11 protein-coding genes are annotated in these 14,714 nt (G+C 68.6%); all 11 read left to right on the forward strand.

The window, feature by feature from the left end:
- Positions 1 to 120: 120 nt before the first annotated feature.
- The 11 genes from AC3EGR_RS06625 to AC3EGR_RS06675 all read left to right on the forward strand — a co-directional run bounded on the left by AC3EGR_RS06625 (position 121) and on the right by AC3EGR_RS06675 (position 14,708).
- Positions 121 to 780, forward strand: a complete 660-nt coding sequence (locus AC3EGR_RS06625; protein ID WP_488545664.1) for a type IV pilus inner membrane component PilO — start codon at positions 121 to 123, stop codon at positions 778 to 780.
- Positions 777 to 1,319: a pilus assembly protein PilP gene (locus AC3EGR_RS06630; RefSeq protein ID WP_488545665.1), complete on the forward strand. Its 543-nt coding sequence runs from the start codon at positions 777 to 779 to the stop codon at positions 1,317 to 1,319. Before AC3EGR_RS06625 ends, AC3EGR_RS06630 begins: the two co-directional genes overlap by 4 nt.
- Entirely contained in the window at positions 1,316 to 3,436 is a 2,121-nt protein-coding gene (locus tag AC3EGR_RS06635; RefSeq protein WP_488545666.1) for a type IV pilus secretin PilQ, read from the forward strand. The genes AC3EGR_RS06630 and AC3EGR_RS06635 overlap by 4 nt, the downstream gene beginning before the upstream one ends.
- 10 nt (positions 3,437 to 3,446) lie before the next feature.
- Positions 3,447 to 3,974 (forward strand): shikimate kinase, encoded by a 528-nt coding sequence (locus AC3EGR_RS06640; protein WP_488545667.1) that lies wholly within the window; start codon positions 3,447 to 3,449, stop codon positions 3,972 to 3,974.
- Positions 3,975 to 4,256: 282 nt separating this feature from the next.
- Positions 4,257 to 5,360 (forward strand): 3-dehydroquinate synthase, encoded by a 1,104-nt coding sequence (aroB, locus tag AC3EGR_RS06645; RefSeq protein WP_488545668.1) that lies wholly within the window; start codon positions 4,257 to 4,259, stop codon positions 5,358 to 5,360.
- Between the two features lie 4 nt (positions 5,361 to 5,364).
- Positions 5,365 to 6,504, forward strand: coding sequence for a deoxyguanosinetriphosphate triphosphohydrolase (locus AC3EGR_RS06650; RefSeq protein ID WP_488545669.1), 1,140 nt, complete (start codon positions 5,365 to 5,367; stop codon positions 6,502 to 6,504).
- A complete protein-coding gene (locus AC3EGR_RS06655) occupies positions 6,501 to 7,712 on the forward strand; it encodes an MFS transporter (RefSeq protein WP_488545670.1) in 1,212 nt (403 codons plus the stop codon). The genes AC3EGR_RS06650 and AC3EGR_RS06655 overlap by 4 nt, the downstream gene beginning before the upstream one ends.
- 9 nt (positions 7,713 to 7,721) lie before the next feature.
- Positions 7,722 to 8,273, forward strand: a complete 552-nt coding sequence (locus tag AC3EGR_RS06660; RefSeq protein ID WP_488545671.1) for a DUF1415 domain-containing protein — start codon at positions 7,722 to 7,724, stop codon at positions 8,271 to 8,273.
- The gene (locus AC3EGR_RS06665; protein ID WP_488545672.1) at positions 8,270 to 9,136 is read left to right on the forward strand and encodes a class I SAM-dependent methyltransferase; all 867 of its coding nucleotides are present in this window, start codon (positions 8,270 to 8,272) and stop codon (positions 9,134 to 9,136) included. Before AC3EGR_RS06660 ends, AC3EGR_RS06665 begins: the two co-directional genes overlap by 4 nt.
- Positions 9,137 to 9,145: 9 nt before the next feature.
- The gene (locus AC3EGR_RS06670; protein ID WP_488545673.1) at positions 9,146 to 9,853 is read left to right on the forward strand and encodes a transposase; all 708 of its coding nucleotides are present in this window, start codon (positions 9,146 to 9,148) and stop codon (positions 9,851 to 9,853) included.
- Between the two features lie 115 nt (positions 9,854 to 9,968).
- Complete coding sequence (locus AC3EGR_RS06675) at positions 9,969 to 14,708, forward strand: glutamate synthase-related protein (protein ID WP_488545674.1); 4,740 nt, start codon at positions 9,969 to 9,971, stop codon at positions 14,706 to 14,708.
- Positions 14,709 to 14,714 lie beyond the last annotated feature (6 nt).

The following is a 14,714-nucleotide window of genomic DNA, read 5'->3' on the forward strand; positions in this document are numbered from 1 at the left end:
CCGCCGCGCCGGTCGCTCCCCTCGCGGCCGCCGCCGCACCCGTGGCCAGCGCCGCGGTCGCCACCGCGGCGGTCGGCACCGGCGCCTCCCCGGCGTCGGCCCGGAAGTGAAGGACTGAACATGGCAACGACCGCCAACCTGGACGTCAGCGGCGCGATGGAACGTTTCGCCGCGCAGTTCCGCAACCTCAACCCGAACGACCCGGCCGCCTGGCCGATCCTGCCCAAGGTGGCCCTGTGCGGCCTGGTGGCGAGCGCGATCGTGATCGCCCTGTGGTTCGTCTGGCTCACCGGCTCCGCCGAGGAACTGGAGGCCGAGCAGAAGAAGGAAGAGGGCCTGCGCGCCGACTTCCAGAAGAAGCTCGCCCAGGCCGTGAACCTGGACGCCCTGCGCAAGCAGCGCGAGCAGGTGCAGCAGTACGTGACGCAACTGGAAAAGCAGCTGCCCAGCAAGGCCGAAATGGACGCCCTGCTGTCCGACATCAACCAGGCCGGCCTCGGCCGCAGCCTCGCCTTCGAGCACTTCCGCCCCGGCAGCGTGAGCGTCAAGGAGTACTACGCGGAGCTGCCGATCTCGCTGCGCGTGACCGGCCGCTACCACGACATCGGCGCCTTCGCCTCCGATATCGCGCACCTGTCGCGGATCGTGACGCTGAACAACCTGCAGATCAACGCGGCGGGCAGCGGCCTCGTGATGGACACGACGGCCAAGACCTTCCGCTACCTCGACACGGACGAAGTCGCGGCGCAGCGCAAGGCCACCGGAGGGAAGAAGAAATGAGGCACACGCTGTTGCTCGCCCTGGCGGCCTGCACCGTGCTCGCCGCCTGCGAAGGCTCGGAGGGCGAGGAAGTCACCAAGTGGATGGCCGAACAGAGGGCGGTGACCAAGCCCAAGGTCGACCCGATCCCCGAGCCCAAGCAGTTCAAGCCGGAAGCCTACGCCCAGGAGGCGCAGGTCGAGCCTTTCAGCAACCAGAAGCTGGTGGTGGCGCTCAAGCGCGACTCGCAGCAGCAGGGCACGGCCAGCGCGGCGTTGCTGGCGCCCGAGCTCACCCGGCGCAAGGAGGCCCTGGAGGCCTTCCCGCTGGACGCGATGGCGATGGTGGGCAGCCTGGTCAAGCAGGGCCAGCCCGTGGCGCTGATCCGCGTGGACAAGCTGCTGTACCAGGTGAAGCCGGGCAATTACCTCGGCCAGAACTACGGAAAGATCACGAAGGTGGGAGAGAGCGAAGTGGTGCTGCGCGAGCTCGTCCAGGATGCCGCCGGCGAATGGGTGGAGAGAGTCGCGACGCTGCAATTGCAGGAGAAGGCCAAATGAAGAAAATAAATGTTTGGGGGTGGCGAGCCCTTGTCGCCGCGGCTGCGGTGTTCGTGACCGGGGCGGCCTTCGCGGCGCCGGCGGTCCAGAACATCACCGGCTCGCTGCAGGGTGGCCAGGAGGTGGTCCGCATCGAGTTCTCCGAGCCGCTGGCCACGCTGCCCACGGGCTTCGTGACGCAGGCGCCGGCACGCATCGCACTGGACGTCCCCGGGGCGGGCAATGCCATGGGGCGCACCGCGGTGGAAATGAACGTGGGCAACCTGCGCTCGGTCAACGTCGTGCAGGCCGGTGACCGCGCCCGCGTCGTGCTGAACCTGAAGGCGCCCACCAACTACAAGCTGCAGATGGAAGGCAACGCGCTGCTGGTCGCCCTCGACCCGGTGGCGCAGTCCGCCGCGGCCGCGAACCAGCCCTCGACCTTCTCCGAGAGCCGCAACCGCGACGCCCAGCCCCTGAAGGACCTGGACTTCCGCCGCGGCCCCGACGGCTCCGGCCGCGTGATCGTGGACCTGCCGACCAACCAGGTGGGCGTGGACATCCGACAGCAGGGCCAGACCCTGGTCGTCGAATTCCTCAAGGCCACGCTGCCCGAAGGCCTGCGTCGCCGCATGGACGTGACCGACTTCGGCACGCCGGTGCAGAGCGTGACCACCACGCAGCAGGGCGACCGGGTGCGCATGGTGATCGAGCCGCGCGGCGTCTGGGAACACAGCGCCTACCAGTCCGACACCCAGTTCGTGGTGGAAGTGCGCCAGCAGCGCCAGGACCCGAACAAGCTCACGCAAGGCCCCGGCTTCAGCGGCGAGAAGCTGTCGCTGAACTTCCAGAACATCGAGGTGCGCTCGCTGCTGCAGGTCATCGCCGACTTCACCAACTTCAACATCGTGACCTCGGACTCCGTCTCGGGCGCGGTGACCCTGCGCCTGAAGGACGTGCCCTGGGACCAGGCGCTGGACATCATCCTGCAGGCCAAGGGCCTGGGCATGCGCCGCTCCGGCAACGTGCTGTGGATCGCGCCCAAGGATGAAATCTCCGCCAAGGAGAAGCTGGAGCTCGAGGCCCAGGCCGCGATCCAGACCCTGGAGCCGCTGCGCACGCAGGCCTTCCAGCTGAACTACACGAAGTCCGCCGACATCGCCGTGCAGCTGACCGGCACCGGTTCCTCGCGCATCCTGAGCCAGCGTGGCAGCGCCATCGCCGAGCCGCGCACCAACCAGCTGTTCGTCACCGACGTGCCGACCCGCCTGGAGCAGGTGCAGCAGCTGATCGCCCGCCTCGACATCGCGGTGCCGCAGGTGCTGATCGAAGCGCGCATCGTGGAAGCTTCCGACACCTTCGGCAAGTCGCTGGGCGTGCGCCTGGGCGCGAGCGACCTGCGCACGGACAACCCGCGCGGCGGCACCTCGGGCTACGGTGCCCCGAACAACCAGCGCTTCTCCGCCGCCGCCACCTACGACGCCGTGACCGGCCAGACGCGGGAAAGCAATACGCAGCTGACCACGACCAACACGAGCTTCCTGAACATGCCGTCCGCCGGCGCCGGCGGTTTCCCCGCCGCCAGCTTCGCGGTGTCGATCTTCAACTCCGCGGCCAACCGCTTCCTGAACCTGGAACTGTCCGCGCTGGAAGCCGACGGCAAGGGCAAGCTGGTGTCCAGCCCGCGCATCGTGACGGCCGACAAGACCAAGGCGCTGATCGAGCAGGGCACGGAATTCCCGTACCAGCAGGCAACCTCCAGCGGCGCGACCTCGGTGGCCTTCCGCCGGGCGACCCTGAAGCTGGAAGTCACGCCGCAGATCACGCCCGAGGGCAACATCATCCTGGACCTCGACATCGCCAAGGACAGCCGCGGCGAGACGACGGCCGCCGGCATCGCCATCAACACCAAGCACATCAAGACCCAGGTGCTGGTGGAGAACGGCGGCACGGTCGTGATCGGCGGCATCTTCGAGCTGACCGAGACCGAGAACGAGGCGCGCGTGCCGCTGCTGGGCGACATCCCGGTGGCCGGCAACCTGTTCAAGAACAAGAACCGCACCTCCAGCAAGCAGGAAATGCTGGTCTTCATCACGCCGAAGATGATCAGCGATCGCCTCGCCGGCGCCGGCCGTTGATGATGCGGGGGTGATCCTCGTCCTCGTCGGCATGCCCGGCAGTGGCAAAACCACTGTCGGGCGCCAGCTTTCCAGGCGGCTGGGTCTGCCATTCTTCGACTCCGACCACCTGATCGAACAGCGCCTGGGCTGCAGCATCCGGGAGTACTTCGCCCGCGAGGGCGAAATCGCTTTTCGCGACGTCGAGGAGCAGGTGCTGCGCGAACTGGCGCAAGGCCCGTCCGCCGTCGTCGCCACCGGGGGCGGCGCGGTGCTGCGCCAGGCGACACGGGAGGCGCTGCGCGCCGGCGGCAAGGTCGTCTACCTGCGTTCCTCCCCGGAGGAGCTGTACCGGCGCGTGCGCCACGACACGCAGCGGCCGCTGTTGCAGGTCGCGGATCCGATGGCGAAGCTGCGCGCGCTGCACGCCGAGCGCGACCCGCTGTACCGCGACGCGGCGCACTTCCAGATCGAGACCGGCCGGCCCTCGGTGCCCACGCTGGTGAACATGATCCTCATGCAGCTGGAGCTCGCCGGGGTGCTGCCGCTGCAGCCTTGAACGCATTCACTGAAAAATCCGCGAGCGGATTTTTCAGTGGCCTGAAATGTGGGACGGGGCCCGGCAAAGCCGGATCCCCATCCCAAGAGGGACCGGACTGCGCGATGCTCCGCTCGGTCCACGTGCCGCTGCTCGGATCTCCCGGCACCGGGAGCGCTCGGAACGGCCGGCAGAGCGGCCCTCGTGAAGAGATTCCGCCACCGCGGCTTCTTCACACGGATCACAACCCCGTGAAAAGGGCGCCGTCGGGCCATCCTTCGCAGATTCCTTAAACTCCGGGGCATGCCTGCCCCGTCCCCCGCAGTTCCCGAGCGCGTGCGCATCGCCCTCGAGGAGCGCAGCTACGACATCCTGATCGCTCCCGGCCTGCTGGCGCAGCCGTCCTGCTGGGACGGCCTGCCCGCCGCCTCGGCCGCCGTCATCGTCAGCAACTCCACGGTCGCTCCCTTGTACGGCGCCAAGCTGCGTGCGGCCCTGGCCGGGCGCTACCGGACGGTCCACGAGGTGGTGCTGCCCGACGGCGAGGACCACAAGGACTGGCCGACGCTCAACCGGATCTTCGACGCGCTGCTCGCCCACGGCTGCGACCGCAAGACGGTGCTGTTCGCGCTGGGCGGCGGCGTGGTGGGTGACATGGCTGGTTTCGCGGCGGCCTGCTACATGCGCGGCGTGCCCTTCGTGCAGGTGCCCACGACGCTGCTGGCGCAGGTCGATTCCTCGGTCGGCGGCAAGACGGCGATCAACCATCCGCTGGGCAAGAACATGATCGGCGCCTTCTACCAGCCGGCGCGGGTGCTGTGCGACCTCGACACCCTGGCGACGCTGCCACGGCGCGAGCTGAGTGCGGGCGTGGCGGAGGTGATCAAGTACGGCCCGATCTTCGACCTGGACTTCCTGGCCTGGATCGAGGGCAACATCGACGCGCTGATGCGGCGCGATGCGGCGGCCCTGGCCTACGCGGTGCGGCGCAGTTGCGAGATCAAGGCGCAAGTCGTGGGCCAGGACGAGCGCGAGGCGGGGCTGCGCGCGATCCTCAACTTCGGCCACACCTTCGGCCACGCGATCGAGGCGGGGCTGGGCTTCGGCAAGTGGCTGCACGGCGAGGCCGTGGGCTGCGGCATGGTGATGGCGCTGCAACTGTCGCGACGGCTCGGCCTGGTGGAGGAGGGCTTCGTGCAGCGCGTGACGGCGCTCATCGAGCGCGCCGGGCTGCCCACCGTCGGACCCGCCCTGGGCGCCGGGCGCTATCTGGAACTGATGCGCGTGGACAAAAAGGCCGAGGGCGGGGAGATCCGCTTCGTCGTCATCGAGCGCCCGGGCCAGGCCGCCGTGCGCGGCGCGCCTGACGAGGTGGTGCGACAGGTGCTGGCGGACTGCACGCGCTGACACGATGAGCCTGGCCGCCTACGCCTGCGACGCGGCGCGCAGCCGCGGGCGCCGCCATGCCGAAGCCCCCGCGCCCACGCGCAACGACTTCCAGCGGGACCGGGACCGCATCGTGCACTCCACCGCGTTCCGGCGGCTGGTCTACAAGACGCAGGTCTTCCTGAACCACGAAGGCGACCTGTTCCGCACGCGCCTGACCCACTCCATCGAAGTGGCGCAGCTGGCGCGCTCCATCGCGCGTCCGCTGGGGCTGAACGAGGACCTGGTGGAGGCGATCGCGCTGGCGCACGACCTGGGCCACACGCCTTTCGGCCATGCGGGCCAGGACGCCCTGAACGAATGCATGGCGGTGCACGGCGGTTTCGAGCACAACCTGCAAAGCCTGCGCGTGGTCGATGCGCTGGAGGAGCGCTACCCCGACTTCGACGGCTTGAACCTGTGCTTCGAGACGCGCGAGGGCATCCTCAAGCACTGCTCGCGCGTGAATGCGGAGAAGCTGGAGGCGCAGGAGCCCGGTGGCGTAGGGCGGCGCTTCCTCGATCGCACCCAGCCCGGCCTGGAGGCGCAGCTGTGCAACCTGGCCGACGAGATCGCCTACAACGCCCACGACATCGACGACGGCGTGCGCTCCGGCCTGATCACCATCGAGCAGGTGGCCGAGGTGCCCTTGTTCGGCCGGCACCAGCAGGAAGCCATGCGGGATCATCCGCAGTTGCAGGGACGGCGGCTGCTGTACGAGGCGATCCGCCGCATGCTCAGCGCGCTGGTGTACGACGTGATCGAGGCGACGCGCGCGCGCATCGCTGCCGCCGACCCAGCGGACGCCGATGCGGCGCGCTCCGCGCAGCCGCTGGTGTGCTTCACCGATCAGGCACGTGCGCAGTCCGCCGAACTCAAGTCCTTCCTGTTCCGCAATCTCTACCGCCATCCGCGCGTGAGCGAGACCACCGCGCAGGCACAGGAGGTCGTGCGCGAGCTCTTCGCCTGCTACGCGGCGCAACCCGCGGAGATGCAGGCGGGCTTCACGGCGCGCCAGGACACGCAACGCGCGGTGGCGGATTACATCGCAGGCATGACCGACCGCTACGCCCTGCGCGAACACGAGCGCCTGACGGGGCGCAGGCTGCTGGCGACGGGCACATGAAGCGCATCGACCCGGCCTTCGTGGTCGTGCTCGCGGGCGTGTGCGCCGCGCTGCACGTGGGCAAGCTGCCGCCGGCCTTGCCGGTGCTGCGCGATGCCCTGCACATCAGCCTGGTGCAGGCCGGCTTCCTGCTGTCCCTGGTGCAGCTCGCGGGCATGACCCTGGGAGTGGCCATCGGCGCGGGCGCGGACACGCTCGGCCCGCGCCGCACCATGGTGCTGGGTTTGCTGATCCTGGCCGCCGCCAGTTTCGCCGGCGGCTTCGCCGCCACGCCCGCAGCGCTGATGGCCTTGCGCGGGGTGGAAGGTGCCGGCTTCCTGCTCGCGTCCCTGCCCGCGCCGGGCCTCATCCGCAGGCTGGTGGAGCCTGCCCGCCTGAGCGCGGCGCTCGGCATGTGGGGTGCCTTCATGCCGGTGGGCACCGCGGCGGCCTTGCTGGCCGGCCCCGCGTGCATCGCGCTCACCGGCTGGCCTGGGTGGTGGTGGTTGCTGGCCGCGCTGGCGCTGTTGATGGCCGCGGTGCTGGCCGCCGCCGTGCCGGCCAGCGCCGATGCGCGCCACGGCGGGCAAACCGGCGCGGCGCGGCGGATCGTCCGCACCATCCGCTCGCGCGGTCCCTGGCTCCCGTCGCTCGCCTTCGCGGTGTATTCCGCGCAATGGCTCACGGTGGTGGGCTTCCTGCCCACCATCTATGCGCAGGCGGGGCTGGCCACCGCGTATGCCGCGGTGGCGACGGCCTTCGCCGCGCTGGTCAACATGGTGGGCAACATCGCTTCTGGGCGGCTGCTGCAGCGGGGTGTCGCGGTGCCCACGCTGCTGTTTGCCGGATTCTTCGCGATGCTGGTCGGGGCCGTGATCGCCTTTTCGACCTGGGTCGACAGCGCGCCGCTGCGCTACCTGGGTGTGCTCCTGTTCTCCGCGGTCGGGGGCCTGGTGCCCGGCACCTTGTTCTCGGTGGCGGTGCGCGTGGCGCCGGACGAGAGCACCGTGTCGAGCACGGTGGGCTGGATGCAGCAGTTGTCCGCGTTCGGCCAGTTCGTCGGCCCGCCGGTGGCCGCCGCGATCGCCGCTCGCGTGGGCGGCTGGCACGTGATCTGGTGGGTGACGGGGGCCTTCGCGCTCGCCGGCATGGGCATGGCGCATGCGATCTCCCGTTTCCTTGCGGGGCATGCTGCCGCAGCGCCTGCGGTGCCGCAGCCGGGTCCGTAAAATCCGTCCGTGAGCACGCCGCAGACCGCCATCGCCGACACCCGCCGCTGGCTCGAGCGTGCCGTGATCGGCCTGAATTTCTGTCCTTTCGCCAAGGCGGTGCTGGTCAAGGAGCAGGTGCATTTCGCGGCCACAGATGCGCAGGATGCGAACGGCATCCTGGCGGCTTTCGGGGACGAACTGGATGCCCTCGTTGAAACGCCCGCCAGCGAGCGCGACACCACGCTGCTCGTGATTCCCGGCGGCATGGACGACTTCCTCGGCTTCCTCGACCTCGTTGCGCGGGCGGAGCGCCTGGTGCGCAAGCGGGGGCTGGAGGGCATCGTGCAGGTCGCGCACTTCCACCCGCGCTTCGTGTTCGCCGACAGCGACGAGGACGACGTCACCAACTGCACCAACCGTTCGCCCTGGCCCACGCTGCACCTGCTGCGCGAGGAGAGCGTCGACCGCGCCGTGGCTTCGTTTCCCGACGCGGCCGACATCTACGAGGCGAACATGGCGCGGCTGCAGGAGCTCGGGCCCGAAGGCTGGGACGCGCTGGGCGTGGGCGCGACGCGATGAAGGGCAAGGACCTGCACGCGGAACTCGGGCTGCGTCCCGGGCAATCGCTGGAGCTGCTGAAGGAACTGCACATCCTCACGCGCGAGGGCAAGGTCAACCAGGACTCGCGGCGCAAGCTCAAGCAGGTCTACCACCTCGTTCAGTTCATCGAGAAGCTGCTGCTGGAGATTCCCGCCGAGGGCGGCCATCCGACGCTCGCCGACCACGGGGCGGGCAAGTCCTACCTGGGGTTCATCCTCTACGACCTGTTCTTCCAGCCGCGCGGCGTGGGGCACATCTACGGTATCGAGACGCGCGCGGAGCTGGTGGAGACGACGCGCGAACTCGCGCGGCGGCTCGGTTTCGAGCGCATGTCCTTCCTGCACCTGAGTGCGGCGGAAGCGGCCGATGCGGCGCAGCTGCCGGAGAAGATCGACGTGGTCACCGCGCTGCACGCCTGCGACACGGCCACCGACGATGCGATCGCCTTCGGGCTGCGCAAGCACGCGAAGTTCCTGGTGCTGGTGCCGTGTTGCCAGGCGGAAATCGCGGGCTGCCTGCGCGAGCAGAAGGCGCTCACGCTGTCGCGCACCCCGCTCGCGGAGCTGTGGCGGCACCCGCTGCACACGCGCGAGATCGGCAGCCAGGTGACCAACGTGCTGCGCTGCCTCTATCTCGAGGCCATGGGCTACCAGGTCACGGTGACCGAGCTGGTGGGCTGGGAGCACTCGCTGAAGAACGAGCTGATCCTGGCGCGCTGGACCGGCCAGCGCAAGCGCAGCGCCGCCGAGCGCCTGCGGGCGCTGCTCGCTGAGTTCGGCCTGCAGGCGCTGGAGCCGCGTCGCTACCCGGGGCTGCCGGAATTGGGGTCAGATTCCAATTAAGATCGGCGGATGGCCCGCCTTCCCCGCCTGACGGTCCCCGGCTACCCCCACCACATCATCCAGCGCGGCAACAACCGCCAGCCGATCTTCGGCGGTGCCGCGGATTACGAGCTGCTGCTCGGCCTGATCGACGAGCACGCCCGCAAGCAGCACGTCGCCATCCACGGCTACGTGCTCATGAGCAATCACTTCCACCTGCTGGCGACGCCCGACAGCGAGGACGGCATCCCGCAGATGATGCAGTCGGTCGGCGGGCGCTATGTGCGCAACTACAACCTGCGCTACCAGCGCACCGGGACGCTCTGGGAGGGCCGCTACAAATCCACGCTGATCCAGGCCGAGCGCTATCTGCTGGCCTGCATGGTGTACATGGACCTCAATCCGGTGCGCGCGGGCATGGTGGCGGACCCGGCCGACTATCCGTGGTCGAGCCACCTGCACTACATCGGCCGGCGCAACGACAGGCTGATCACGCCGCATCCGCTCTACTGGGAGCTGGGCAATACGCCTTTCGCCCGCGACGAGGCCTATGCAGCCATGGTCCGCGCCGGCATCGGCGAAGGCGAGAGGCGGGCACTCACGGAGGCGACCCTGCGCGGCTGGGCGCTCGGGGAGCCGGACTACGTGGCCGACCTGCAGCGTCGGACCGAGCGGCGCGTGGTGAAAGGGCAGGCGGGTCGCCCCATCAGGAAGCGAATTGAACCTGTCCCCCATTAGAAAAGAGGCCCGTCCGCGATCCAGATAATTGGAATCTGACCCCAATTATTCTGCTTGGCATCCATGCTGCGCTGCGGTAGTCTCGGGGTTTCCCCGAATCCCAGAGGTGCGCGCCATGACGACGGCTGCCGAAATCGCCCATTTGCAAGAACAAGGCCTGTATGCCGGCGCGAACGAACACGACGCGTGCGGCGTCGGCTTCGTGGCCCACATCAAGGGCGAGAAGAGTCACAACATCGTCTCCCAGGCGCTGAAGATCCTGGAGAACCTGGACCATCGCGGCGCCGTCGGTGCCGACAAGCTGATGGGCGACGGCGCGGGCATCCTGATCCAGCTGCCCGACGCCCTCTACCGCGAAGAGATGGCGCGCCAGGGCGTGGAACTGCCGCCGCCCGGCGAGTACGGCGTCGGCATGATCTTTCTGCCCAAGGAACACGCCTCCCGCCTGGCCTGCGAGCAGGAGATGGAGCGCGCGATCAAGGCCGAGGGCCAGGTGCTGCTTGGCTGGCGCGACGTGCCGGTCGACCGCGACATGCCCATGTCGCCCGCCGTGCGCGCCAAGGAGCCTATCCTCAAGCAGGTGTTCGTGGGCCGCGGCAACGACGTGATCGTGCAGGACGCGCTGGAGCGCAAGCTGTACGTGATCCGCAAGACCGCCAGCGCCGCGATCCAGGGCCTGAAGCTCAAGCACAGCAAGGAATACTACGTCCCCTCGTTTTCCAGCCGCACGGTCATCTACAAGGGCCTGCTGCTGGCCGACCAGGTCGGCGTGTACTTCAAGGACCTGCAGGACCCGCGCTGCGTGTCCGCCCTGGGCCTGGTGCACCAGCGCTTCTCCACCAACACTTTCCCCGAGTGGCCGCTCGCGCACCCCTACCGCTACGTCGCCCACAACGGCGAGATCAACACGGTCAAGGGCAACTACAACTGGATGAAGGCGCGCGAGGGCGTGATGTCCTCGCCGGTGCTGTCGGCGGACCTGAAGAAGCTCTACCCCATCAGCTTCCCCGACCAGTCCGACACCGCCACCTTCGACAACTGCCTCGAGCTGCTGACGATGGCCGGCTACCCGCTGGCCCACGCGGTGATGATGATGATCCCGGAGCCCTGGGAGCAGCACACGCTGATGGACGAGAGGCGCAAGGCCTTCTACGAATACCACGCGTCCATGCTGGAGCCCTGGGACGGCCCGGCCTCGATCGTGTTCACCGACGGCCGCCAGATCGGCGCCACGCTGGACCGCAACGGCCTGCGTCCCTCGCGCTACTGCGTGACCGACGACGACCTCGTCATCATGGCCTCCGAGTCCGGCGTGCTGCCGGTGCCGGAGAACCGGATCGTGCGCAAGTGGCGCCTGCAGCCCGGCAAGATGTTCCTGATCGACCTGGAGCAGGGCCGCATGATCGACGACGAGGAGCTCAAGTCCTCGCTCGCCAACGCCAAGCCCTACAAGCAGTGGATCGAGAACCTGCGCATCCGCCTCGATGACCTGTCCGACACCGCGGGCGCCGCGCCGGCCAGCAGCATCGAACTGCTCGATCGCCAGCAGGCCTTCGGCTACACCCAGGAAGACATCAAGTTCCTGATGTCGCCGATGGCGCAGGCCGGCGAAGAGGGCATCGGCTCCATGGGCAACGACAGCCCGCTGGCCGTGCTGTCGGACAAGAACAAGCCGCTGTACAACTACTTCAAGCAGCTGTTCGCGCAGGTGACGAACCCGCCGATCGACCCGATCCGCGAAGCGATCGTGATGTCGCTGGTGTCCTTCATCGGCCCCAAGCCGAACCTGCTGGACATCAACCAGGTCAATCCGCCGATGCGGCTGGAAGTGTCGCAGCCCATCCTCGACTTCGCGGACATGCAGAAGCTGCGCGAGATCGAGAAGCACACGCACGGCAAGTTCCGCAGCTACACGCTGGACATCACCTATCCGCTGGCCTGGGGCCACGAAGGCGTGGAGGCCAAGCTGGCCTCGCTCAACGCCGAAGCCGTGGACGCCATCAGGAGCGGCCACAACATCCTGATCATCAGCGACCGCGGCGTGAACGCGCAGCAGGTCGCGATCCCGGCGCTGCTGGCCCTGTCCTCCGTGCACCAGCACCTGATCCGCGAAGGCTTGCGCACGACCGCCGGCCTCGTCGTGGAGACGGGCTCCGCGCGGGAAGTCCACCACTTCGGCGTGCTGGCCGGCTACGGCGCGGAAGCGGTGCACCCGTACCTGGCGATGGAAACGCTGGTCTCCATCCACAAGGACCTGCCGGGCGACCTGAACCCCGAGAAGGCGATCTACAACTACATCAAGGCGATCGGCAAGGGCCTGTCGAAGATCATGTCCAAGATGGGCGTGTCGACGTACATGTCCTACTGCGGCGCCCAGCTGTTCGAGGCCATCGGCATCAACAGCGACGCCATCGCCAAGTACTTCACCGGCACCTCCAGCCGCGTCGAAGGCATCGGCGTGTTCGAGATCGCGGAAGAAGCGATCCGCTGCCACCGGGCGGCCTTCGGTGACGACCCGGTGCTCGCCTCCATGCTGGACGCCGGCGGCGAATACGCCTGGCGCACCCGCGGCGAAGAGCACATGTGGACGCCCGACGCGATCGCCAAGCTGCAGCACAGCGCACGCGCCAACAACTGGAACACGTACAAGGAATACGCCCAGATCATCAACGACCAGAGCCGCCGCCACATGACGCTGCGCGGCCTGTTCGAGTTCCGGGTGGACCCGGCCAAGGCCATTCCGGTGGACGAGGTCGAGTCGGCCAAGGAGATCGTCAAGCGCTTCGCCACCGGCGCCATGTCGCTCGGCTCCATCTCCACCGAGGCGCATGCCACCCTGGCGGTCGCGATGAACCGCATCGGCGGCAAGAGCAACACCGGCGAAGGCGGCGAGGACGAGGCGCGCTACCGCCAGGAGCTCAAGGGCATCCCGATCAAGCAGGGCCAGACCATGGCCCAGATCATCGGCAGCGACGTGGTCGAGGTCGACATCCCGCTGCAGGACGGCGACTCGCTGCGTTCGCGCATCAAGCAGGTGGCTTCCGGGCGCTTCGGCGTGACGGCGGAGTACCTGCAGTCCGCCGACCAGATCCAGATCAAGATGGCGCAGGGCGCCAAGCCCGGCGAGGGCGGCCAGCTGCCCGGCGGCAAGGTCTCCAAGTACATCGGCAAGCTGCGCCACAGCGTGCCTGGCGTGGGCCTGATCTCGCCGCCGCCGCACCACGACATCTACTCGATCGAGGACCTGGCCCAGCTGATCCACGACCTGAAGAACGTGGCGCCGCATGCTTCCATCAGCGTCAAGCTGGTGTCCGAGGTGGGCGTGGGCACCATCGCAGCGGGCGTGGCCAAGTGCAAGTCCGACCACGTGGTGATCGCCGGCCATGACGGCGGCACCGGCGCGTCGCCCTGGTCGTCGATCAAGCACGCGGGCTCGCCCTGGGAGATCGGCCTGGCCGAAACGCAGCAGACCCTCGTGCTGAACCGCCTGCGCGGCCGCATCCGCGTGCAGGCCGACGGCCAGATGAAGACCGGCCGCGACGTCGTGATCGGCGCGCTGCTCGGTGCCGACGAATTCGGCTTCGCCACCGCGCCGCTGGTGGCCGAGGGCTGCATCATGATGCGCAAGTGCCACCTGAACACCTGCCCGGTGGGCGTGGCCACGCAGGACCCGGTGCTGCGCAGGAAGTTCTCCGGCAAGCCCGAGCACGTCGTCAACTTCTTCTTCTTCGTCGCCGAGGAAGTGCGCCAGATCATGGCGCAGCTGGGCATCCGCAAGTTCGACGACCTGATCGGCCGCGCCGACCTGCTGGACACGAAGAAGGGCCTGTCGCACTGGAAGGCGCGCGGCCTGGACTTCAGCCGCCTGTTCGCGCAGCCCAAGGTGCCGGCCGACGTCGCCCGCTTCCACGTCGAGGAGCAGGACCACAAGCTGGACAAGTCCCTGGACGTCGTGCTGATCGAGAAGTCGCGCGCGGCGATCGAGCGCGGCGAGAAGGTGCAGTTCATGGAGCACGCCCGCAACGTCAACCGCTCGGTGGGCGCGATGCTCTCCGGCGCGCTGACCAAGGTGCGCCCGGAAGGCCTGCCCGACGACACGCTGCGCATCCAGCTCGAAGGCACCGGCGGCCAGAGCTTCGGCGCCTTCCTGGCCCGCGGCATCACGCTGTACCTGATCGGCGATGCCAACGACTACACCGGCAAGGGCCTTTCCGGCGGCCGCGTGGTGGTGCGACCCTCGATCGATTTCCGGGGCGACGCGACCAAGAACATCATCATCGGCAACACGGCGCTCTACGGCGCCACCACCGGCGAAGCGTTCTTCAGCGGCGTCGCGGGCGAGCGCTTCGCCGTGCGCCTGTCCGGCGCCACGGCGGTCGTCGAAGGCACGGGGGATCACGGCTGCGAGTACATGACCGGCGGCACCGTGGCGGTGCTGGGCAAGACCGGCCGCAACTTCGCGGCGGGCATGTCCGGCGGCATCGCCTACGTCTACGACGAGGACGGCAAGTTCGCCAGCCGCTGCAACACCTCCATGGTGTCGCTGGAGCGCGTGGGCAGCGCCGCGGAGCAGCAGGCCTCGGCCGGCCGCACCCGCCTGCACCGCGACCAGACCGACGAGGCGCTGCTCAAGAAGCTGCTGGAGGACCACAACCGCTGGACCGGCAGCCGCCGCGCCCGCGAGCTCCTGGACGACTGGGCCAACGCCCGCACGCGCTTCGTGAAGGTGTTCCCGAACGAATACAAGCGCGCGCTCGCGGAGATGTACGAGCGCGAGGTGGAGCTGGCCAGCACGGGCAACAACGCCCAGGTCGGCATGAAGCACGAACAGAAGCAGCCGGCGCCGGCCAAGTAAGAGGAA

The sequence above is a fragment of the Ramlibacter sp. G4-7 genome (genome assembly GCF_057784995.1).